The following is a 23,808-nucleotide window of genomic DNA, read 5'->3' as shown; positions in this document are numbered from 1 at the left end:
TCGCCCCACCACCCGGCTCGTCGAAATGACAAGTTTTCGTTCTATTTTACCCCTCCCGGCCTCCCCTGATTCCAGGGGAGGAGCTTTTGTTTTAATTCAATTCAAAATTCTCTTCCTAAATTTAGGGAGAAATGTCGGCGTAGCCGACAGAGTAGGTAATTATCTCTGCGACGCAAAAAACGCTTTACCCGCCTCATCTATTTTACCCCTCCCAGCCTCCCCTGATTCCAGGGGAGGAGCTTAATAAAGTAAAACAAAATCAACTCTCTCCCTAAATTTAGGTAGAGATGTCGGCGTAGCCGACAGAGTGGGTAATTATTTCTGCGGAGCGAAAAACGCTTTACCCGCCTCTGTTTCCAGGGGATTTTCAGCGTCATCGGCATTGGTGGAAAGGCTGACCGAAAGCCATTTTTCCATTTCCTGGTCGCGCAGGATATTAGCTTGTTTTATCATCCCAATGGCCTCGCCGCCTAATACCAGGTGTACGGGTGGTTCGGAGCTTTCAACCAGTTGCAGCATCGCTTTTGCAGCTTTATCCGGGTCGCCCATTGGGATAAATTGTTCGCTGGTGAACAACGCTTTACGTGCGCCGACGGTTTGCTCATAGCCTTCCACCTCAGGCGCGAAATTTACCGCAGTAGCCAGCCAATCCGTGCGGAAGCCGCCGGGCTCAACACTGGTTACATATATTCCCAGCGGTTTCACCTCTTTTGCCAATGCCTCGGTAAATCCGCCCAAGCCGAATTTAGCTGCCTGGTATATGGTGAGGCCCGGGTTACCTACCCTGCCGCCTATCGAGCTGATCTGTAATATCCTGCCCGAACGCTGCTTACGCATGTGAGGCAATACGGCGCGGGTGATGGCGATGGGAGCATATAAATTGGTATCGAGCTGGCTCAGTACCTGCTCATCTGTATAACCTTCGGCAGCGCCGATAATGCCGAAACCGGCATTGTTAACCAGTACATCAATGCGCCCGAATTTGCCGATGGTATTTTCAATAGCCGTAACTATTTGCTCGTGGCTGGTCACATCCAGCTTTAAGGGAAGTACCTGGTCCGGGTATTTTTCCGTTAGCTCTTTTAATTGTTCGGGGTTGCGTGCCGTGGCGGCTACCTTGTCGCCGGCGGCCAAAACTGCTTCTGTGAGGCTGCGGCCCAATCCGCGGGAGCTGCCTGTTATAAACCAAATCTTTGTCATGTCTTTTTATGTTTTGTTAAAGCAAAGGTCGGTACAATCCGCAGTCTGCGCTTTGTTGAAAAGTTCAAGTTACTTTGCTAAAAAGTTCAAAACAAAAGCTTTACAGACACATAGTGTACCGGTTTTGATATGTCTTATTCAATATCTCCGCCATTTAAGCAACACTAAGCCTTATAAATCACGACATTATATCACAAATATGGCCATTTTCGGCAGTAAATGGACTATTTTGGCCTGGTTTGGAATTACCTGTATTTTACCATGCAAATACAAATTGCTGGTAATGAACTAATATACAGACCGGTGTTCACCAAACAAGTAAAATTGATGCAAAAATGGCACTTAGTGTATTAATTAATACATTGACGACATGCTATTTATGAAATTTCAACAAAAGAAAGGCACCCGCGCGTGAACACTTGGTGTAATGAGTCGTCGGATATGCGAATGAATGATTATGCAGATGCATATCGATTACTCATCATTTGCATATCTGCACATTTGAAATTTGCAGATCAAATAGCGCCTTCAATCAGTTCGCCGTAAAACTCGCCCACATCCATCCCCATGGCCCGCACCTGTTGCGGCACCAGGCTATTGGCCGACTGCCCAGGCGTTGTATTGATCTCGATAAAGTAAAAATCGTCGGTATTTTCAAGTATGATAAAGTCGATGCGTACCATACCCTTGCAGTTCAGCCGCAGGTAAACCTCGGTTACGATATTGGCTATCTTCTCATTCATTTCAGCGCTCAGGTCGGCGGGTGTGATCTCTTTTGACACACCGGGTGTGTACTTGGCTTCGTAATCAAAAAAGTCTTTGGAACTGATGATCTCGGTAGCGGGCAATACGGTGATATGCCCTTTCAATCGTGCCACACCGATACTGAATTCGCGCCCTTTGATAAATTCCTCTACCAAAATCTGATCGTCCTCCTTAAAGGCCCTTTCAAAAGCATCATGCAGACCGGCAACATTTTGCACCTTGCTCATGCCCACGCTGCTGCCACCGTTATTTGGCTTAATAAACAGTGGAAATTTTAAAGATGATACCACATTCGAAGCCTCGTGTATGCCGGTCTTGAATAATTGAATGGAATGCGCGGTATTCAGCCCGTGTATGCCATGTACGATCGCTTTGGTGTAAGCTTTATTCATAGTAATGGCCGATGTGGTGGCATCGCAGGTATTGTAGGGGATGCCAAGCATATCAAAATACCCTTGTAGTTTGCCGTCTTCGCCGGGCGTGCCATGCACGGTTATAAAGGCAAAATCGAATGTTATCTTCTCCCCTTTCAGTGTCAGGCTGAAATCGTTTTTATCTACATCAAACTTTCCGTCTTCCGATTCATGAAACCAGCGGTCGCGGGTGACCAGGATGGTATATACGTTATATTTTGCAGCATCCAGGTTAGCTTTGATATTTTGTGCGCTGTTGATGGAAACTTCATATTCGCCGGTAAATCCTCCGGCAATAAGGGCTATATTTTTGCGTGGCATGTTTTTAATGTCGGTTTGAAATTCCGAAATTAAGTATTAAAGTGACTAAATCCGAAATTGAACATTCGAAATTCGAAATAAATGCCCTATGTTTGATAACTGAATATCTCGCAGATTCAATGAGTAAATTTGGTTCCTACTTAAAAACAAAAAGTTTCCGTAATACCATCCTGTTGGCCATCGGCTCCGTCATCATTGTCGTGATGATCGCCTTTTACAGCCTTAGCTATTATACCCGTCACGGTTCTGGTATCCCGGTTCCAAAAGTAACAGGCATACAGATAAACAAGGCGCTTGATGTACTCAAGGGCCAGGGTTTTGGTGTCAGCATCGACTCCGTTTATGTGCTCGACCAGGCGCCCGGAACGGTTGTTGAACAGGATCCGGATGCAGGTACCAATGTAAAAGAGAACCGCATTATTTATCTGAAGATTGTTAAAAACGTGGCGCCTCCTGTATCCTTGCCGGATATTATGGATGTGTCTTACATATCTGCCGCGGCAACACTTTCTAATTATGGATTGAAGATTGGCGATACCACCTATAAGCCGGATATTGCACGAAACCACGTGTTGGAAGTACTCTTTGGTGGCGAGAAGATAGAAGCCGGAACTAAACTACCCAAAGGTTCAAAAGTGGACCTGGTGCTGGGCGATGGCGCCGGAGCAAGCGAGGTGGAGATACCGGACGTGATGAACCAGGACTTTGATGCGGCAAAATTTGCCATCAAAGGCGCCGGCTTAAACATTGGGCTGATAACCTACCAGGGCACTATCACCGATTCGACCAGCCTGGTAGTGGTTTATCAAACACCGATGAGAACAGATTCGTTGCCTAAAACCGCGCTTGGCACCAAAATAAATCTCACTGTCACCCAGGGGAAAAAGCAATAAATTCAGATCATATCCCGTTGCAAATCAATTTAAAAGTTTAATGGTTATCAATATCATATTATCAAGTAAATGACCGGGGAAAAAACATCGTCAGGTATGACAAAAAAGATCATCATAGCCCTGGTGGTCGTATTAATTTTATCGTTAGGGCTCACAGGTGTTTTCTATTACCTGCGTTATTATGGCCCGAATGTTACCGGTAAACAGGAATACCTGTATATCCATACCGGCGCAACCTATGCCGACGTGTATAAAACCATACAGGATAAGGGAATAGTAAAAGATACTGCTTCCTTTAATGTATCCGCACATAACATGAAATACATTAACCGGGTTAAACCGGGGCGTTATCATTTACATGCAGGCATGGGTAACCGCCGGCTTATTAATATGCTGGCCTCGGGCAGCCAAGAGCCCATACAGCTTTCTTTTCATAACCTGCGACTAAAGGAGGATTTCGCTGGCTTTGTATCCAAAAAGATCGAACCTGATTCAGTTTCCATCCTTCGCCTGCTCGATTCAGATCAATTCCTGCAACAATACGGGTTTACACGCGACAACGTGTACTCGGTATTTATTCCCAACACCTACCAGCTTTACTGGAACACCACGCCCGAGAAGTTTTTCAAGCGCATGTATGCCAATTATGAAAAATTCTGGACGCCCGAACGTAAACAGCAGGCAAAGGAGATCAACCTGACGCCGGTTGAGGTTTCCGTTTTGGCCTCAGTGGTGGATGCTGAAGCGCTGCATGATGATGAAATGCCCACCATTGCCGGTTTATATCTTAACAGGCTAAAAAAAGGCATGAAGCTGGAATCGGACCCGACGGTGATATTTGCGTTGCACGATTTTACCATCAGGCGCGTGCTGAACCGGTATTTATCTTATAATTCGCCATACAATACCTACCTGCATACGGGTTTACCACCGGGGCCTATAATGATGCCATCAGTTAATGCATTGGATGCCGTGCTTAATTACAAAAAGACCGACTACATTTACATGTGTGCCAAGGAGGATTTTTCGGGCTATCATAATTTCGCTACCAACCAGGCCGATCATTTGATCAACGCACGAAAATTTCAACAAGCGCTAAACGAAAGGAACATCAAAAAATAATGTTTGAGCACACTACCAAAGTACGTGTACGTTACGGCGAAACTGACCAAATGGGCTATATGTACTATGGTAACTACGCCGAATTTTACGAAGTCGGCCGTGTGGAAATGTTACGCAGCCTGGGTATGACCTACAGCGGCATGGAAGCATCAGGTATTATGATGCCCGTGCTGGAGATGCATTGCAAGTACCTGAAACCCGCTCTTTACGATGAGGAGATCAGCATTAAAGTGATCATGGCAAAAATGCCGGGCGTGAAAATTCACTTTAAGTATGAGCTGTATAATCCTAATAATGAATTAATTAATATCGGTGAAACCTTATTGGCATTCATCAATATGAAAACCAGTCGCCCTTGCCTTCCCCCGCAGGATTTTATCGACGGACTAAAGCCCTTTTTTCAGTAGATTTGGTTTGAATGAAATGGTTACATCGTTTTTTACGACGGTTTGTGTTTTACCGTTACCTGGTTGAGTGTACCAAGTACATTGAATTTCCGGGATTCAAACCTATCTCACTATACACTGTTGCTGTTTTCTTTTTCGATGAATTGAGCCGTGGAACTGTTGCCAACAAGGCGTCGTCGCTGGCTTATAACTTTATGCTGGCGCTATTCCCGGCAACTATATTCCTGTTCACGCTTATCCCTTACATACCTATTCATCACTTCCAGGATAACCTGCTCAACCTGTTGGAACAAATAATGCCTGGCGATGCCTACGATGCTTTTCAAAATACCATTACGGATATCGTCAAAAATCAGAATGGTAAATTATTTTCGTTCGGTTTCCTTACTACTTTATTTTTTGCCACAAATGGCGTAAACCGCCTTATGCAAGCTTTTAACAAATCATCTTTACAAAATGAAACCCGCAGCTATCTGCGCCGCCGATGGGTTGCTTTGGTGTTAACTGTGGTTATAAGTGTATCGCTGCTGGTGGCTGTGGCCATTATGATAGCAGGGCACAAAATATTGATATTCCTGCAATCGCACATCGCCAGTTCGGCCCATGCCTGGATATTCGTGATAGCGTTGTTAAGATGGCTTATCGTTATACTTATTTTCTTTGTTACTGTTGCTTTGCTTTACCGCTACGGCCCGGCTCATAAACAGCGATGGAAGTTTCTTAGTCCGGGTGCGATAGTTGCAACTGCTCTTGCGGTGCTCACTTCCGTTGGCTTTACCTTTTATATCAATAATTTTTCCTCGTACAACAAGATATATGGCTCTATAGGCACACTTATTGTCGTCATGATCTGGCTCTACCTCAACTCGCTTATCATCCTTATTGGCTACGAGCTGAACGCCAGTATCGAACTCTCCAAACGCAGCATCAAGATCGTCAAACCGAAATTCAACACTTTCCGCACCGGTCATACTGAAAACAAAAGCAGTCATTAGGCTGAAGATGTAAGGAAGTTACAGCACTTGCTACTAATTCCCAGAAAGCGACGTTTTATATGACTTTGGATATTGAAAAGTCCCTGCGAATTGAACGAATAACATCGACAGACAGGATACCATTTGACCTGCTGCTGCTGGCCGACGAAACGATGGAGGCTATTGAGAGATACGTTAATGATTCTGATATCTATGTCGCCAAACAACATAATTCGTGCAATCCGGTTGCCGTATTCGTATTTCAATTGTTAAACCCTGTTGAGCTCGAGATAAAAAATATTGCCGTGGCTGAGAATTTTCAAGGAAACGGTGTAGGAAGCTGGCTAATTAAAAAGATATGGCAAATAGCTATGCAATATGGCAGAGCGATCATTTGGGTCGGTACGCCCGACTGCGCCAGTAGAGAAATCAGTTTCTATGAGAAGAATGGCTTCAAAAAAGCGGGAATGAAAAAGAATTTTTTTATCGATAATTATCCTGACCCGATATTCGACAATGGAGTACAATTGACAGATATGGTTATGCTAAAGATGGAAATCTGATAATCATAACAACTCCGGCTTTCCGTCTTAGCAATACAAGGGCAGGGTAACCTCTATTAATTAACTGTTTTTCAGACAATTACATATTGTTTAAAAAAACTTAATATCATATTTGGCAATTCGGCCCGGTTTTGTACTTTTGCCCCCGGAGAGATGGCAGAGTGGTCGATTGCGGCGGTCTTGAAAACCGTTGACTGTTAAAGGTCCGGGGGTTCGAATCCCTCTCTCTCCGCTAAAATTACCTACCCTGTATTTGCAGGGTATTTCTTTTTGCAGGTAATGAACCCGTTGCCGTGATAATCAAAAAACAGGAAGAAAAAATATCGTACAACGACGTCTCTTTTTTTCTTATTCTTATCCCTCTTATCAATGCGCTTAATTATTACTTGACATATACTGGCATAACGTTCAATACTCACACATTAATAACATTCCTTATCGATACATTTGACGGCTATGCTGCCTGGTGGTGTTTACGGTTAGTGATATTGTACATGGATAAATGCCTGCCGTACGAAAAGGGGCAGTGGAGGCGTATAATAGCGCAGTTATTTTTGACGTCTGCGGCGGGATTAACAGTAATTATTACACTAACCGAGCTGGCAAACCTAATAGCGAAGCATAAGCCTGTCCCGGCAAGCTTTTATCAATTCGACCTATTTATTTTCCTGATCTGGTTCTTCGTCATTAATGGTATTTATATCGCACTTCATTATTACCGGGCTATGCAGCGGTTGGAAAAACTTAGGCAAGAAGAAAAAAAGATCAGGGCGGAAGGTTTTCCAATAAAGGATGGCAGGCAGAATGTACTCCTGGGGTTTGATTTGATAGTCGCTTTTCTTGCGGATGATGATTATACTGCGGTGGTAACAACTAATGGAAACAGGTACTTACTCGACAAATCACTTGATAAAATTGAACGAACACTTCCCTCAGAATTGTTTTTCAGGTTAAATCGGCAATATATTGTTCAACGGAAAATTATCATGGGTTTTGCAAAACTGGAGAACGGGAAGCTCCGGGTTCACCTTTCCGGTTTCGAATATATGCCTGCGCACGTGCAGGTCAGCCGTACAAAGGCTCCAGACTTTAAAAGGTGGCTCGAAATCGAACCATTCGATTAGACATTTGCTGTGTTTCGACCCAAGGCCAATACATTTCAGCGGAAAGTCTGCTACAATTCACCGGAATAGTCAATTCGAGCATTAATAGTAATGCCTTAACGGGATAGTTTTGCCTCAAAAAATATCAAGATGAAAAAAATTTTATTAACTGCGATGGTTATCCTTACTACCGCCATTTTATTGACAGCACAAGACAAAACTACGCCTGTTTGCAATATTGGTATCACCATTAACAATAGTTATTCAAAAGCAGACAGTCTGCAGGCTATTATGAAACGTTACGTGCAAGCAGGGCTACCAGGGGTGGCGATGGCTTTGTGGAACAAAGAGAGTGGCTGGTGGGCTGGCGCGGAAGGTTTTGCCAGTATAGAGCAAAAAAAAGCAATGAAAAATTGCCATCTGCAATACCTGCAGAGCATTTCCAAATTGTACATGGCTGTTGCCGTTATGCAATTGCGTGAACAAGGGAAAATAAGTTTGGATGACGCCATAACCAAATATCTGCCGGAAAAATACGTGCGCGATGTAAGAAATGCTGCTCACATTACGGTGCGCATGCTATTGAACCATACGTCCGGAATAGCGGAATATTCAACTGATCCGGCTTTTGTTTCCTACGTAATGAAACATCCGACACAAAAACTGTCAACCGAATTTGTTTTAGGAACTATCAGGGGCAAACAACCTATGTTTACCCCTGGCACCCGGCATGGTTATTCCAACACCAACTATGAATTACTTGCTGTAATAGGTGATGCGGTCACCGGCAATCACGCGGCTTACATTGCCAAAAACATTTTTGCAAAACTCCGGCTTAACAATACATTTTACCGAAGCGATCCGCATTATCTGCATTACATCAATTTGGTTGACTCGTACTGGGATGTGTTGAATACAGGGCAGCCAGCTAATATTAGTGATATACAACGCGCTAACGTTGCATCCTATATTGGCGATGATGGAATAGTTTGCACGCCGGTTGACGCTGTGGAATTTTTAAAAGGGCTTAACGAAGGAAAACTGGTGTCTGCGGCTTCGTTTAAAGAGATGCAAGAATGGGTAACCGGCGCTGATGGTAAGCCGATCTATGGTTTAGGGCTCGAATTTTTTGAAGCCGGTGGTATACAAGTTTTTGGGCATTCTGGTGGCGGAATTGGAGCCGGATGTATATTATTATATGTTCCCGTCGCCAAAACTTACGTATTTATTTCAACTAATCTTGGAACACTGTTCGCAGGCGATCTCCCTGCAAAAGCCGATCAGCTTAAGAATGAGTTATTATTAACCATATTACGATGATCGTTATTGAAAAGCAAGAAAGACCTTCAGCTAATGCAGGTCCTTCTTGTTTATGCTTTAGCAGACCTTTTTGGACGTTTTTAAGCGCCAACTGTGCCGGTTTTAACTTCCCCGCCGCGTTTGTAGTTGGCCATTATCAAGCCAGTTGGTGTGGAATGGCTTTCAACCAGTTCAAAGGCTGCCGGCATTGCATCGTCACCAAACAATTTTTTACCACGACCCAAAATTACCGGATGGATGTTTAACCAAAATTCGTCCACCAGGTCATGTTTTAATAACAACTGTACCAGCTTACTGCTACCCCATATCTTGATGTCGCCACCGTCTGAGTTTTTAAGTTTTTCGATTTCTGCAACGCTTGTAAGGAACACTACATTTTGCCAATCTGACTTTTTTATAGTATTAGAGAAAGCATATTTTGTGACCTCGTTAACGCCAGGCCAATAATCAGCGTGCTGCGGCCAGTAGCCGGCAAAAATTTCAAATGTTTTTCTGCCCAGCAACAGATCTGCCCGTTCCATCTGTTTTTGCATTACTTTACCGGAAACTTCGTCACTATAAGGTGCGCTCCAGCCTCCGTATTTGAAACCGTCCGACGGATCTTCTTCAGGGCCACCCGGAGCCTGTACTACACCGTCTAATGTTATAAACAATAAAACAATTATTTTTCTCATAATAATTCGCTTTCCTTATTTTTTACTGATCTACATATCGATGTAAATCTCGCGAATAATTGCAATAGCGCTTACGGTGTATATGCGACAAAGCAAGGGTTACTTTGCGACTGATTTCAAGGAACGAGTTTGCGCTTTAATTTGCACAAATTTTCAAAGCGAGCCCCAACTTGTTAATTTAAAAATACGTTATTACCCTAATTTCAATCTTTAAGGGATGCCGGGCTTTACTGTATGACATGGCAGCCCGCCACAACGTTGAGAACCACTTTTTCTTCCGTTATATCTGTCCGTTTTTAACTTGGGTCAAATTCCACAATCCATTCAATGCCATACTTGTCTCTAAACATGCCGGCGTATGTACCCCAGGGGCTGTCACCAATCGGGCCTTCTACTTCCCCGCCTGCCGACAGGCCGTTAAATATATTGCCTGCTTCTTCACGGCTTTCGGCATTCACGTATATTTTAGACCGGTTCTCGTTTTCGCTTACCCGCCCCAAAAATCCGGGAACGTCGTTGGCTATTAACACATTGTTTTTGCCAAGCGGCAAGCCGATGTACATTATTTTGCTTGCGTCTTTTTCGTCGACAGGGATCTCAGCGCTCGCTATGTCCTTAAAACGAATGATCTTTGTGAATTCGCCGCCAAAAACCGACTTGTAAAAAGTGAAGGCTTCTTCGGCATTGCCGTTGAAGTTGATCCAGGGATTAATTGCTCTCATGATTTTTATTATTTTATGGTTATTTTGTACCTACGGTTTTCAGTATGCTTATATGAATACGGTTGGAATTTATTTTTTAAGATAAAGTAGCTAACAGATCTTCCAGATTTTTTAATGTCATGGTAAAACCTATCTTGAAGCCTTCTAATAATTTTTCCATTCGCTCAAACGATTCGTTATAAATGGTTATATTCACTTTGGTTATGCCGTTTTGTTCGCTAAAATTGTGATCCCATTCCGATCCCGGCAGTTCGCGGTTTTCATCTTTATCTGAAAACGCATTGTACATCTTAAAATTCGTTTCCGGTGTAATGGAAGTATATTCCTGGACCGCCCAGCGCTCTTGCCCGTCGGGACTTATCATCGCATAAAACCGACGCCCCCCTACCTTAAAATCCATATACTTTGTTTTGGCGCGCATTGGTGCAGGCGCTCCCCATTGATCCAGTAGTTCGGCTTTGGTAAAGGCATCCCATACTAAAGATTGCCCGGCGTTAAACTCCCTGGTTATATAAACCGTCTTCGCGGTTTTGTCAACATTAAAATCGAATAGCAAATCGTTGTTCATTATTTCTGTTTTTTTATTGTTGTTAATAATTGGTCGAGTTGGTTAAACTGAGTTTCCCAGTTCTGCCTGAATTGTGCTAACCAGCGGTCAAACTCCTGCATTTTTTTTGCATTAAAGTGATAATAAATCTCCCTACCGTTCTGTTCAGGCTTAATAAGTTCGCATTCGTGCAATACTTTAATATGCTTTGATACTGCCTGACGAGTCATATCAAATTTTTCCGCCATTGCATTGGGTGTCAATGCCTGGATAGCGATCAACGTTAAAATAGCCCTGCGTGTTGGATCTGATATGGCCTGAAATATATCTTGTTTCATTGTTAATTGTAAATGCGCAACCTTGAGGTTGCAAATATATATGCAACTTTTGAGTTGCGCAAATTTATTTTCATTTTTTTTGTAGTAAAATGAAGAGAAGCTTAATGGTGATTGTTATTGCCCGCTCGTTCACGTGCACATGTCACTTTTACTGAGCAATAAAAAAGCCCGCCATTGGTTTTTGGTGGGCTGAGCGGAGAGAGAGGGATTCGAACCCCCGGTACCTTTGACAGTACACCTGATTTCGAATCAGGCACATTGAACCGCTCTGACATCTCTCCTGTTAGATTATCGGGTTGCAAAAATAGAAAAATCCCGTTGTTCGCCGAAATAAAAAGAGACGAACAACGGGAAATAAGATCAGGTTCAAATAGCTTAGTGCTTTGTCGGGTCAAACGGCGCCGCATCCTGGCTATCAGGCACACCATCTCCATCTGAATCAAGCTCACCATTACCTGTATAAAGCAACTCATAATCGATAGGCAGGAAAATATTCAGAATTTCATTGCTGAACTCATTAGTCGGCGCCGCCGTTACCGCAATATTGATCTGCTCGGCGCCCAGTCCTGTTTCTGTGGTGATGCTTACGCTCAAAACCGCCGTAAAACCATCAAAGGTGATAAAGGCAGATGCGATATTGGACGAAATTCCGGCCGCACGCGGCAATGTACTTTGCTGGGAACAAACGGTTGCTACGGCGCCGGTACTTCCTAAAAATGCCCTTAATTGCGTTACCTCATTATTAAGCACTTGCGATGCCGAGGCGTTCCCATTATAAAAAATACTGGTATAGCGCCAAATGGCCTTTTGGTCATTCCGGATAAGGTTCACCCCTACCGCGCCTGACGTCCCATCTGTTTGCGGGGTATAACCTGCCGGGTAAATAAAGCTTAACAGTGGGAATTGCGGGTGGCTATAAGTACCGCCAATATTTTTGATAGTAGGTAATCCGCCTAGAATATCTGTACGAGGTATACCATTCATCAGGTCCCAGTAAATAGCCTGAACGCCATTTACCTGCCCGCAAATGTGCGAAGTAGCATTTGCAGCTTGTTTTTGAGGGTCAGTACCTCCTTTTTTGCAGGTATAAAGCCAGCCGCATACACTTAGCAGCAGCATTGAAAGAATAATTCTTCGGAAACTTTTCAGGGTTTTCATATTGTGCACGTTTAAGTATTCTTTGATACTTAATAGCACAAAAACCTAAAATGTCGTCAAGTCCATACATCCAAAAGCAGTCGTTATTTGGCTAGAGGATGTCCTATACTACTGACTACAGACTATTCTATTTATGTTTGCTTACATGGGCTATAACCTCGGCAGCGGAGTTTAAAGGTATGTCAGCGTGCCCTTCGAATGTGTCAAAAGGAATAATGGCTGAAAAATCGATAGATGTATCATCCTGCAACGACTTGATGCTGCATTGAAACTCCTTAAACTCTGTATTCTGATCAAGATCCAGTTCTTCAAAGTCAATGTCGCTAACCAGTAACTGTTGCGATAATTTAAAGGCCGTAGCTTTTAACTTTCCATCGTCCGACAGCCATAATACGATCTTGTAGAAATCCATTGGCACCTGTATGCCTTTATACACGGGGTCGTCGCTTTTAAATATAGGACCGTTGAACACTGATATTTTATTGGTGGAATTAGTTGTTTCAGCTTCCGCGCCTTTTTCAAGTACTATTTTTTCCAGAATACCCCATAGCCCATTTTTCCCGCTTTGGTTGATCTTGGCCACCTGCGGGCAGGCATTGGTGTACATACAGGTAAGGTCAGCATTGCGTTTTGCGTCTTCGGCTGTCGCGCCCCAGTCCGCATCTTCCCTCCTGCTCATGTGACCTCGGTCGAAACCGCTATTTTTATAATAATTGTCACTCAACTGAATATCAAGGCTAAGCCGCTTGTCGCGCAGCCAGGTATCTTTTCTTTCAGCGTTGTCTTTCCTTTTTGCTTTGTCCCCATCAACATTTATCGCACTAACGATCGGCATCATTCGTACCGAGTGAAAAATGGTGCTGTAGTTATAATATCGCAGCACTATGCTATCCGTTCCATTTACCTTGGCGATAAATTTTCGTATGGCGGTTTTTGGCCTCGGAAGTGCTATATGACGGCCGCTGCCCAAAAAACCAGGCTGGTATCCCTTGCAATTTGAAAAATCTGTTGAATCTTCCAACAGTTTTATTTCCAGCAGAAAAGCCTCATCATCCGATAGTGCCGGCGGGGCTACTATAACTTCAGCGGGGGGGACCATTAGGCCCTGGCTAATGGTAATGTTAATATTGCCGTTTCTTTCGACCAATGAAGCCGGAAAAGAAATATTTACATTGTTTGATGTCGTTTCAATATCGCTCATCTCGTTTACTGCTTTGGGTTTTGCATTGGTTTGTTCTTCATTTACGGGAATGGCAACTGTACCGGGCATGGTTTGTAAGCTATCTAATATTTTTTTGTCCGTTATATTATTAAACAGATCTTTAAGTATCACACTCACGCGTATACCCTCATTCGCCTCCCACACTATTTTCGACGTATCTATTTTGCCACCGATCACCGGAATCTCGTTGCCATCTTTATCAATATATCTGCCTGCTTCATTTTTCTTTGCTACTCCCATATGATGCAGCGCGACTACCTGCCATTGGTCGTTAAAAACCGGGCTGCCGCTGCTGCCCGGTGCGGTGTCTGTCTCATACCAAACGGATGTTGATGTGAGTCCCTTAAATAGATTTTCGCGAATAGAAAGCTGCATGTAATCGCCATCCGGATGATGAATTATATTTAGCGCTTCTCCGTCGCCCGCAATTTTACCTAAGGTGGGGTCAAGGAAAATATAGCCTATGTCTTTTATATTTATTTTGCCGGAGATATCCATTGAATTGATGGCAACAAAGCAATAATCCAGGTCTTTATTGGCGTAATAAAACAAATCGCTCCTGAATTTAAACGAAACCGGGTTAGTTGGGTCGCCCGATGTATTCAGTTCATAAAAAAATTGCATTTCGCTGTCTGCTACATCAACTATGGTTTGAAATACATGCCAGTTGGTAAGCACAACATTTTCGGCAACAACAAAGCCGGTGGCATATCCAGTATTCCTGGCGCCCACCTTGATGGCAATGCGGCCAACTTTTCGTTTTGCATTACTGATCAGCTCAACAAAGTTGCTGTATACCGAATCATTTTTACCGATAACGCGCTCAAAAGCAAAATCGAGTGGTTCCGGGCTAACGGTTTCGAGCATTTCCTTTCTCTTTTCAAGATCGCCCTCTGTATCAATTATACTACCTCCAGGTAGCCCTGGCGAAAATTTAATGAAAGTCTCATTGCTCACATCCCCTGCAGCGCCGGCAAGCCCGGGCTCAACGGACGAAGCATAGCGCTCTTCCGACTTTTTCAGTTGATCTACAGATATATACATGGCAAAAAGGTTTATTAAATCTACACAAATGTTATCGTGTATCAGGAGGGTATTTTCACGGTATTTTATTGCCAATAATACGTAAACAGGGACGTGGTTTTACCTAAGGTTGCAGCACTACACGCCACTAAACACTGAGAATCCGCCATCCACGGAAATCATTGCTCCGGTAACAAATGCAGAAGCATCGCTTAACAACCAAACCAATGCCCCTATCAGTTCGTCAGGATGACCGAAACGTTTGAAAGGTGTATTGCGGATAACCGATTCGCCGCGGGGAGTATACCCACCCTCAGGTTTGGTCAATAAATTGCGGTTTTGCTCGGTAAGGAAAAATCCAGGCGCTATGGCGTTCATCCGTATTTTATCGCCATAGCGGTTAGCCAGCTCAACAGCGAACCATTGGTTATAGCAATCCATCGCCGCTTTGCCCATGTTGTAACCCAATACCTTGGTTACCGCCCGCTTGGAGTTCATTGACGAAATGTTGACGATGCTTCCCTTACCGGTTTTGGCAATTTCTTCACCAAATACCTGCGTTGGCAGCAAGGTTCCCCATAAGTTCAGTTCCATTACCTTTTTCATGCCATCAAGATTCATGCTGAAAATATCTTCATCCGGTTGCAAAACGCCTTCCGGCATGTTGCCCCCCGCCCCATTCACAAGCCCGTCTATCCGCCCGAACTGGGCAAGCGCCTTTTCTCTTGCACTTATCAACTGGTTTTTATCCATCGCATCAGCGATCAGCGCAACCGCCTTACCCCCATTTTTATTGATGGCATCGGCTCGTTCATTAGCCACTGCTTCGTTTCGGCCTAAAATACCAACTGTTCCCCCTGCTTCGGCAATGCCTTTTATAAAAGAGTTTCCGAGTATACCTGTACCCCCGGTAACTATAATTACCTTATCTTTTAACGAATAACTATTTTTCATTGGCTTATTTTTATCTAATGTCGGGTATGGTTATCGGGTCCATATCGGTGTAATCCTGGTTCTCACCTGCCATACCCCATATAAACCCATAACTTGCTGTGCCACAACCTGAATGTATGCTCCACGGGGGCGAAACAACGGCTTCATAATTATTAACTGCGATATGCCTGGTCTCATCACCTTGTCCCATATAATGAAATACTTTTTGTCCCTGCGGCAGATCGAAGTAAAAATAAGCCTCCATACGACGGTCATGCGTATGAGGTGGCATTGTGTTCCAAACGCATCCCTCCTGCAGGGTGGTGAGCCCCATCACTAACTGGCAGCTTCGGATACCATCCATGTGGATATACTTATTAATGGTGCGCCGGTTAGCTGTCGATACATCGCCTGCATTTACCCTGGCAGCTTCGTCATGTGTCATCAATGTCGTCGGATAGCCAGTATGAGCCGGTGCTGAAAGCAGATAGAACACCGCTGGCTGCTGGTAGTTCCTGCTCGAAAAGACAATACTTTTTACACCCTTTCCTGCGTAAAGGCAATCGAGTTTATTGACAGTATAAACTTGCCCGTCAACACTGATTTCGCCATCTCCGCCCACGTTGATTATACCTATTTCGCGTCGTTCCAAAAAATATTGCGATCGCAGGTTTGGGTAGTTGCCTAACTCAAGGCTTTTATTCACCGGGTGTGCCGCGCCTATGATCATCCTGTCGTAATGGGTATAAACACAATTGATCTTGTAAGGCTCCGCAAGGTGGTCTATCAAAAACCTCTCGCGTATTTGCTGGGTTTGATACGATCTGAAATCATCAGGATGAACGCTGTGTAATATTTTCAAGGCCGAAAGACTGAATTGATGTTAAGTACACAAACCTTGCAAAAGATTAAATATTTACCAAACAAATAAATTTATATTTTGCAAATTATAGATTTGCTACACCAATTAAACCCACTTAGATGAAAACATTTCGCATTTTCCTTGCCTTGCTACTGGCTGTTGCCTTAAGCAACCTCGTTATGGCACAACATAAAGTTACTACTGAAGATGCCAAAAAATGGGCAGCAAAACGTGCCTGGGCAAAGGGATCGACCCCGAAATTAAGCCCGTCGGTCGATTATATTGAATTTGCAATGCAATATCATGCTAACAAGCGTTACTGGGCCGAAGCCATTGCTTTTTTGAGCGATAAAAAACTGGACACCCTAAAACCAGGGAAATATATCATCGACGGCGACAATGTTTACGCAATGGTAACCGACGCACCTTCAAAGGAATTTGACAAATCGGCCTGGGAATCGCACAAAAATTATATCGACCTGCATTATCTCATTAAAGGGGAAGAAAAAATTGGCGTTGCCCCCGTTGCAACCGCAACAGTTGTAAATCAGTATGATGCCGTCAAAGATGTTGCCAACTACAATGCCGAAGGCAAATATTATATAGCGGGCCCGGGTGAATTTTTTTTATTTTTTCCGGGCGATGCGCATCGTCCTAATATTAAAGTGGACGGCTATGATTCCGTTAAAAAACTGGTTATAAAAATACGATACACAAGCCCGGGCAAGTAGGCTTTTAACTTCCCTATCTAAAATGCACGCCACAAATCATTACATTTGTATTATCTGTATGTTAGCTATTGATTAAAGAATGAAAAAAATCCAGATGTTCAGAAACTTTCTGTGGTTTCCTATCATAAGTATTGCTCTTTTTAATCTGACTTTCAAAATCCAGGATAAAAACTACCACGTTCCACAGCTGCATTATATCATTTTAGGGGTCCTAATACTCCTGTTTTTTGCCACTTTCCTGTTCAAAAAGTCATCGTAAGCATTTTTTTTCTTCGTTAAGTAACATTTTACACCTGCCTAATTCATTGATAGTTATGCAATTAGCATTGTAAAAACACATAGAAAATTCCTTAAATCTCTAAACCAAAAAAGCCAAATTTCGTAAAAAAAGCCACTATTGATTAATTCTACCTCTTGATTTGAGCTATATGTTGCCGAGGTTTATAACATTCACTGCAGTATTTTTGCTGGCTATACAATGCCATGCCATAAATTATTATTTATCGGCAAGCACCGGTAATGATACCTATACCTACCTGCAGGCTCAAAGCAAAACTACCCCCTGGAAAACAATCGCTGCTTTAAATACAAATTTTTCGAGGATGAAACCCGGTGATTCCATCCTCTTCAAATGCGGCGAAACGTTTACCGGAAGCATAAGCATAACAAAATCAGGCATCGCAGGGTCGCCTATTGTTATTTCGTCGTGGGGAACCGGCGCGCGGCCAATCATCACGGGACTTGTTTCAACCGGCGCATGGGTTAGTATGGGCGGCGGTATATACTCAGCAACGTGCCCGTCTGCAGGTGCAACAGTTAATATGGTTACCCTGAACGGCGTTTCGCAAGCCATAGGCAGATATCCCAACGCGAGCGCCACAAATGGTGGCTATCTTAATATTGACAGTCATACAGCCAATACACAGGTGGTAAGCAGCCAGTTAAATACCGCTGTGAACTGGGCCGGCGCCGATATCGTATTTCGGAAAAATCATTGGGTAATAACGCATGGTACGGTAACGACTAACACCGCTACCGTAGTAAACTATACAGAAACGTCTGCATACCAACCTATCAATAACTGGGGGTTCTTTTTCCAAAATCACCCATCAACGCTCGATTCACCCGGTGAATGGTATTACGATGCTGTTAACAAAAAGATACTGATGTATTTCGGCGCAACCACACCGACAAACGGAAGCGTTATGGTTGCAGGCTATGATTACCTGGTAAATTTCAGCGTACAAAATTACATCACGATAAAGGGGCTGGCACTTATTGGAAGTAACTTAAGCTTGATTAATCTGTTCACGTCTACCGGATTTATCGTTTCTAATTGCACCCTGAGTAACGCTGGTCAACATGGTTTGTACGCAAATGTTACCACTAACCTGGTTGTCTCCAATTGCAATGTTCAAAACACCGCCAGCAATGGAATAGTAAGCAGAAACCAGACAAATACAACTGTTAGTAACGATACGCTGACCAATATCGGCATTGTTGCGGGTATGGGCGTTCCTAACGATGCCGCAAGTTATGAGGGTATTATTGTAACCGGGCCAAACACAGGGGCAACCATTTCAAATAACTCCATAGTTAATGTTGGATACAACGGTATCGACTTTGGGGGCGATAATACAATTGTAAAAAATAATTATGTTAATAATTTTGAACTAATTAAGGATGATGGCGGCGCTATCTATACCTATGCAGGCGACGTAGATTCATTAACTAATCACGTAGGTATACAATTAACTGGTAATATTTTAGTCAACACGGTGGGTGCCCCGGCCGGATCGACAGGCGTGTTCCCGGGTTGTGCATCGGGCATATACCTCGACGACAATACTACCGGTGTTACAATGACCGGTAATTCGATAGCCAATTGCTTAACAGGGGTATACTTCCACCATGCGCGCAATAACGTCCTAAATGGCAACACGTTGTTCAATAATAAGCTTTGCCAGGTCCTGTTTCAGCATAATGGAACTAAATATACTATCAAGAATAACACAGTCACAAACAATATCATTTATTCAGCTTATAAAACGCAGTTTACATTATCGTTGCAATCAATTATGAACGACATTCCCCGATTTGCTACCTGGAGCGGGAATTATTATTCAAATACAATAGATAACATATTTCCCATCAGTTATAATGGTGTTTTAATAAACCTGGTTTTATGGCAACACAACTATAACAAGGATATTTCATCATATAATGCTATTTCGCTACCGCTTTATAACGTCACTTTGACCACTAAAAGAACATTTTTTAACAATGGAGCATTTAGCAAAAATATAAATGGCGGTGTGTCATGGTCAGCCAATGGTAACTTTAAGGCAAGCTGGGATAATACCGGCGTATTAGACGCAGGAACATTTAAAGGATATTTCTCCTTTATATCCGGCTCCGCAGGAAATAATCCTATGCTTCAGTTCAACGTAGGGCCGGTTACCACAGCTGCACCCTACATGGTCAAATTCAGCATGAAGTCTACCCATGGTTACAGAAGGCTGGCTATTTTCCTGTTAAACAACAGCGCCCCGTATAACCAGGTGTCCGAAACAAAATACTTATTGCTGGATAGCAACCGGACGGAAAACACTCTTATGATAACGCCAACCTCTGCTTGCGCTAACACCGCAGTAGTGTTAAGGCTTGAGAATGAGGACGTAAGCATTTATCTTGACAATTTGAATTTTTATTCGACCACCGCAACGTTGATCGACCCCAATACGCAATTACTTTTTGCCTACAACAATACCACTAGCAACAAGGTGGTTAAGCTTGCGAGTACCTATGTGGACGCTAAGAATACCGTTTACAAGGTGAGTACAACACTCGCCCCGTTCACTTCGGTCTTATTGATAAAAAAACAGGATACTACCGTTACTAAACCCCCAATCATTTATTCTGAGCCCAAAGCTGCGAACGATATCCTGGCCTTCAATGCAGTGCAAAAGAGTAACGCAACCATCGGGGTTTACCCTAATCCGGCGAGTGAATATATCATTATCAACTTTAACGGTGCTGATGTCAAGAATCTTAACATCAAATTACTGAACACCCGCGGAGACGTGATCATGAATCAGCAGGTGCAGGTAACGGATACCAGTTACCGGCTTGATCTTAACCAAAAGCCCAAACCGGGAACTTACTTTTTGCAACTAAGCGGCGACGGCCTTAACCAGGCGAGCAAAGTCGTTATTATTTAACTTGTTGTATACCAAAAGTTAAGTAATAAAATTTCGTCTCAAATAATTTTTTCGGACAGGATAAAAATTTATCTTCGTAAAAGATAAAGGCGCTTTATTTTGTTATTATGTAAACAAAATTGGTCTTATTACGTAAAAAAGATAATTAAAAAGAATATCCACCTTAGCAAAAAGTAATAAATAATGAAAAAAGCATTAATTACAGGGGTAACCGGACAGGACGGCGCCTATTTAACCGAATTTTTATTAAATAAAGGCTACGAAGTGCACGGTATCAAGAGAAGAAGTTCCCTGTTTAATACTGACCGTATCGACCACCTGTACCAGGACCCGCACGAGACTAATGTAAAGTTTAAGCTTCACTACGGTGACCTTTCGGATTCCACAAACCTCATCAGGATCATTCAGCAGGTACAACCCGATGAAATATACAACCTGGGCGCCATGTCGCACGTGAAAGTGAGCTTTGATACTCCTGAATATACTGCCAATGCTGATGGTATTGGTACACTGCGGTTGCTTGAAGCTATCAGGATACTCGGTCTGGAGAAAAAAACGAAAATTTACCAGGCTTCTACTTCTGAATTGTACGGTTTGGTACAGGCTGTTCCTCAGTCAGAAACTACACCTTTTTACCCCCGTTCGCCTTACGCGGTAGCAAAACTTTACGCTTACTGGATCACGGTTAATTACCGCGAAGCCTATGGCATTTACGCATGCAACGGTATTCTTTTTAACCACGAGAGTCCTTTACGCGGCGAAACGTTCGTAACACGTAAGATCACCAGGGCCGTAGCCAAAATCGCGCTCGGCCTGCAAGGCAGCCTTTTCCTGGGTAATCTTGATGCGCAGCGTGATTGGGGCCATGCAAAAGATTATATTGAAGCAATGTACCTGATCCTGCAACAGGAAGTGCCTGAGGATTATGTAATCGCAACCGGCGTTACTACCCGTGTACGCGAGTTTGTACGCCTTGCCTTTAAAGAAGTGGGTATTGAAGTTGAATTCCGCGGTGAAGGTGTTGATGAAAAAGGATACGTAGTATCTTGCGCTCATCCAGATTATCAATTAGAAATTGGGAAACAAGTTGTAGCCGTCGATCCAAAATACTTCCGCCCTACCGAAGTTGAATTGCTGATCGGCGATCCTACAAAATCAAATACCAAACTTGGGTGGAAACCCAAATACGACCTTGCCATGCTGGTAAGCGAAATGGTTGCAACCGACGTCGACCACTTTAGGAAAGAAAAACTACTGAAAGAATATGGCTACGCTATAAAGAATCAGTTCGAATAAGATTTGTACCTTGTAAATTTTAAAAAAGCCCTTTCGGAGTTTCCGGAAGGGCTTTTTCTTAGGGAAGATTTCCTTTATATTGGTTGATAAATTCGTTCGCCTTAAAGCATTCGCCTAACTTTATTTGCGTGGTCTGCTACACCAGGTTGCAGTTACCAATAAGCAACCGCGTTTATCGTGCACTGGTCACAGGATGCCTTGTCCGTTCGCACCTCATTACTCAAACCAAACTAGCCATCATTAAGTGCCTTAAATGGACAACCCTCACCTTTAAGAGACTGGACATAAATATCCAGCTCAAAGATGAGGGTTTAAAATTGTTATAAAGCGCAGGTTTAGTATGCGTTTTTATCGCCGGTTATCGATTTTAAAAGCGTATTGACTACGATCTTAAGGTCAAGCAGGAAAGTCCAGTTTTCAAGATACCAAACGTCAGCTTCAACGCGTTCAAGCATAGCCTCCGTTGTCCTGGTTTCACCGCGAAGGCCGTTTATCTGAGCCCAGCCCGTAATACCAGGTTTCATAAAGTGACGAACCATAAACTGGTCAATCAACTGTGAATATTGCTCGGTATGGCTAAGCATGTGCGGGCGCGGGCCGACTACCGACATATTGCCCAATAATACGTTAAAGAATTGCGGCAATTCGTCAAGACTTGTTTTACGCATAAAAGTACCGATTTTGGTAATGCGTGGATCGCCCAGGGTTGCTTGCTTGTGCTCAAGATCTTTGTTGATCCGCATACTTCTGAATTTATAGCACAGGAAAGCATGGTTATCGCGTCCCGAACGCATTTGCTTGAAAAATATAGGCCCTTTCGACTCTAATTTGATCAATATAGCAAGGACAGGAAACAACCAACTGAACACGAATAAAATAATCATCAGTGAGAATACAATATCAAAAGCACGTTTCAATGCCCTGTTTAATATATTTTCCAAAGGTTCCGCACGTACAGAAAGAATAGGAATGTTGCCAAGGTTCTGCAAGTATGAGGTATTCTTGAAATATTCATGGTATTCCGGTACAATTTTGAAACGGATAAGGTTTTTGTCCGAATCAGACATTAGCCGTTCAATAGTTTTATGTTCAGAATAAGGTAACGCACAAAATATTTCGTCTACATTGTTCTTCAGCACGTAATCCATGCACAGGCTGGTATTACCCAGGTACAAATGCTGCTGTTTTACTTTTGAAGGTTCATCATCAAAAAATCCAAGCAGATCATAACCCTTCAATACTTTATTGTTAAACTGGTTATAAAGCTCGTTCCCGGCGCGGCTTGCTCCTACTATAATGGCTTTGCGCGAATTGCTAAGCAATACCCTGTCACTTTTTCGCAAAGCAAAAAATACCACTTTCCACGCGCCCAAGAGAACGCCGAATAGCGACATAGAGTAAAACAGGTATTCTTTAGTAATAAAATAAGTTTTGGTGCCTATAACCAGTAATATTATAGTGCAAATTAAGCTTAGGTATAACAGGTATGTTTTAATAGCGCTATGGTAAACTTTAAGATCGTCGTCAGAAACCGAATTATAAAGACTCGTGATATTTGACGATAGCAGCCATAAAAGATTGAACACTAAAACTACAGGAAGATAGCTCTTATTGTTCATCCACGGTATTAGCGAGCTGTCCAATAAATTATACACCACAATCAACGAAATATTGAGAACAAGATAGTCCAGAGTTAAATTGATCGCGTTATAAAATTGTTTGTACCTGTGTACCATATTTTCAAGGGTTTTGTGACTAAGGGTATGCAATAACTATGCTCAAATTAAATTATACCCGTCCTAATACGTTTTTTTTGCATTTTCCCGTAAATACACGCACGGGTTATGCGTAAAAACCGAGTATAGATTTAGCCTTTAATACATACTCCTTATACTCTAACTCGTTGCCTGTATGTGAACTCTGTGTAATAAACTCCCCATTTGAGTAATTTAATACATGATAAAATTAATACTATAAAGTCTATTAAATTAATAGCATTT

The 23,808-nt window shown here is 42.9% G+C and carries 21 protein-coding genes and 2 tRNA genes; 11 read left to right on the top strand and 12 right to left on the bottom strand.

Features of this window, described 5'->3' with window-relative positions:
• Window positions 1-315: 315 nt before the first annotated feature.
• Both VL525_RS21595 and VL525_RS21590 read right to left on the bottom strand, forming a co-directional pair.
• The gene (locus VL525_RS21595) at window positions 316-1,200 is read right to left on the bottom strand and encodes an SDR family NAD(P)-dependent oxidoreductase (RefSeq protein ID WP_325389617.1); all 885 of its coding nucleotides are present in this window, start codon (window positions 1,198-1,200) and stop codon (window positions 316-318) included.
• Window positions 1,201-1,715: 515 nt separating this feature from the next.
• Complete coding sequence (locus VL525_RS21590; protein WP_325389615.1) at window positions 1,716-2,699, bottom strand: D-alanine--D-alanine ligase; 984 nt, start codon at window positions 2,697-2,699, stop codon at window positions 1,716-1,718.
• Between the two features lie 119 nt (window positions 2,700-2,818).
• Between VL525_RS21590 and VL525_RS21585 the strand changes: the two genes are divergently transcribed.
• The 8 genes from VL525_RS21585 (at window position 2,819) to VL525_RS21550 (ending at window position 9,081) form a co-directional block, all read left to right on the top strand.
• Window positions 2,819-3,592: a PASTA domain-containing protein gene (locus tag VL525_RS21585; RefSeq protein ID WP_325389613.1), complete on the top strand. Its 774-nt coding sequence runs from the start codon at window positions 2,819-2,821 to the stop codon at window positions 3,590-3,592.
• A gap of 96 nt (window positions 3,593-3,688) precedes the next feature.
• Complete coding sequence (gene mltG / locus VL525_RS21580) at window positions 3,689-4,714, top strand: endolytic transglycosylase MltG (protein WP_325389611.1); 1,026 nt, start codon at window positions 3,689-3,691, stop codon at window positions 4,712-4,714.
• Window positions 4,714-5,121 (top strand): thioesterase family protein, encoded by a 408-nt coding sequence (locus VL525_RS21575; protein WP_325389609.1) that lies wholly within the window; start codon window positions 4,714-4,716, stop codon window positions 5,119-5,121. Before mltG ends, VL525_RS21575 begins: the two co-directional genes overlap by 1 nt.
• Window positions 5,122-5,132: 11 nt before the next feature.
• On the top strand, window positions 5,133-6,116 hold the full coding sequence (locus VL525_RS21570) for a YihY/virulence factor BrkB family protein (RefSeq protein ID WP_325389607.1): 984 nt from the start codon (window positions 5,133-5,135) through the stop codon (window positions 6,114-6,116).
• Between the two features lie 59 nt (window positions 6,117-6,175).
• On the top strand, window positions 6,176-6,658 hold the full coding sequence (locus tag VL525_RS21565; protein ID WP_325389605.1) for a GNAT family N-acetyltransferase: 483 nt from the start codon (window positions 6,176-6,178) through the stop codon (window positions 6,656-6,658).
• A gap of 147 nt (window positions 6,659-6,805) precedes the next feature.
• Window positions 6,806-6,890, top strand: a tRNA-Ser gene (locus tag VL525_RS21560).
• Between the two features lie 61 nt (window positions 6,891-6,951).
• Window positions 6,952-7,782 (top strand): LytTR family DNA-binding domain-containing protein, encoded by an 831-nt coding sequence (locus tag VL525_RS21555; protein WP_325389603.1) that lies wholly within the window; start codon window positions 6,952-6,954, stop codon window positions 7,780-7,782.
• 129 nt (window positions 7,783-7,911) lie between these two features.
• Complete coding sequence (locus VL525_RS21550) at window positions 7,912-9,081, top strand: serine hydrolase domain-containing protein (RefSeq protein ID WP_325389601.1); 1,170 nt, start codon at window positions 7,912-7,914, stop codon at window positions 9,079-9,081.
• A gap of 80 nt (window positions 9,082-9,161) precedes the next feature.
• Here VL525_RS21550 and VL525_RS21545 read toward each other — a convergent pair whose 3' ends face one another.
• From VL525_RS21545 to kduI, 9 genes are all read right to left on the bottom strand, one after another.
• Window positions 9,162-9,755: a dihydrofolate reductase family protein gene (locus tag VL525_RS21545; RefSeq protein ID WP_325389599.1), complete on the bottom strand. Its 594-nt coding sequence runs from the start codon at window positions 9,753-9,755 to the stop codon at window positions 9,162-9,164.
• 296 nt (window positions 9,756-10,051) lie between these two features.
• On the bottom strand, window positions 10,052-10,477 hold the full coding sequence (locus tag VL525_RS21540) for a VOC family protein (RefSeq protein ID WP_325389597.1): 426 nt from the start codon (window positions 10,475-10,477) through the stop codon (window positions 10,052-10,054).
• A 76-nt stretch (window positions 10,478-10,553) separates the two neighbouring features.
• The gene (locus VL525_RS21535) at window positions 10,554-11,045 is read right to left on the bottom strand and encodes an SRPBCC domain-containing protein (protein ID WP_325389595.1); all 492 of its coding nucleotides are present in this window, start codon (window positions 11,043-11,045) and stop codon (window positions 10,554-10,556) included.
• Window positions 11,045-11,362: a metalloregulator ArsR/SmtB family transcription factor gene (locus VL525_RS21530; RefSeq protein ID WP_325389593.1), complete on the bottom strand. Its 318-nt coding sequence runs from the start codon at window positions 11,360-11,362 to the stop codon at window positions 11,045-11,047. The genes VL525_RS21535 and VL525_RS21530 overlap by 1 nt, the downstream gene beginning before the upstream one ends.
• A gap of 194 nt (window positions 11,363-11,556) precedes the next feature.
• Window positions 11,557-11,643: transfer RNA gene (locus VL525_RS21525), tRNA-Ser, on the bottom strand.
• A 94-nt stretch (window positions 11,644-11,737) separates the two neighbouring features.
• Window positions 11,738-12,520, bottom strand: a complete 783-nt coding sequence (locus VL525_RS21520) for a hypothetical protein (protein WP_325389591.1) — start codon at window positions 12,518-12,520, stop codon at window positions 11,738-11,740.
• 127 nt (window positions 12,521-12,647) lie between these two features.
• Entirely contained in the window at window positions 12,648-14,786 is a 2,139-nt protein-coding gene (locus tag VL525_RS21515) for a DNA/RNA non-specific endonuclease (protein ID WP_325389589.1), read from the bottom strand.
• 117 nt (window positions 14,787-14,903) lie between these two features.
• Complete coding sequence (locus VL525_RS21510) at window positions 14,904-15,719, bottom strand: SDR family oxidoreductase (RefSeq protein ID WP_325389587.1); 816 nt, start codon at window positions 15,717-15,719, stop codon at window positions 14,904-14,906.
• Window positions 15,720-15,729: 10 nt separating this feature from the next.
• Window positions 15,730-16,560, bottom strand: coding sequence for a 5-dehydro-4-deoxy-D-glucuronate isomerase (kduI, locus tag VL525_RS21505; protein ID WP_325389585.1), 831 nt, complete (start codon window positions 16,558-16,560; stop codon window positions 15,730-15,732).
• 119 nt (window positions 16,561-16,679) lie between these two features.
• Between kduI and VL525_RS21500 the strand changes: the two genes are divergently transcribed.
• The 3 genes from VL525_RS21500 (at window position 16,680) to gmd (ending at window position 21,808) form a co-directional block, all read left to right on the top strand.
• Window positions 16,680-17,291, top strand: coding sequence for a YhcH/YjgK/YiaL family protein (locus tag VL525_RS21500; protein ID WP_325389583.1), 612 nt, complete (start codon window positions 16,680-16,682; stop codon window positions 17,289-17,291).
• A 428-nt stretch (window positions 17,292-17,719) separates the two neighbouring features.
• Entirely contained in the window at window positions 17,720-20,512 is a 2,793-nt protein-coding gene (locus VL525_RS21495) for a right-handed parallel beta-helix repeat-containing protein (RefSeq protein WP_325389581.1), read from the top strand.
• Window positions 20,513-20,695: 183 nt separating this feature from the next.
• Window positions 20,696-21,808, top strand: coding sequence for a GDP-mannose 4,6-dehydratase (gene gmd, locus VL525_RS21490; protein ID WP_325389579.1), 1,113 nt, complete (start codon window positions 20,696-20,698; stop codon window positions 21,806-21,808).
• A 335-nt stretch (window positions 21,809-22,143) separates the two neighbouring features.
• Here the strand turns inward: gmd and VL525_RS21485 are convergent, their stop codons facing one another.
• Window positions 22,144-23,544 carry an undecaprenyl-phosphate glucose phosphotransferase gene (locus tag VL525_RS21485; protein ID WP_325389577.1) on the bottom strand — a complete coding sequence of 467 codons (1,401 nt, stop codon included), beginning with the start codon at window positions 23,542-23,544 and terminating at the stop codon, window positions 22,144-22,146.
• Between the last annotated feature and the right edge of the window lie 264 nt (window positions 23,545-23,808).

It is taken from the genome of Mucilaginibacter sp., assembly GCF_035492695.1.
In the GTDB taxonomy this organism is placed as follows: domain Bacteria; phylum Bacteroidota; class Bacteroidia; order Sphingobacteriales; family Sphingobacteriaceae; genus Mucilaginibacter.
This window is presented reverse-complemented; position numbering and strand designations above follow the sequence as displayed.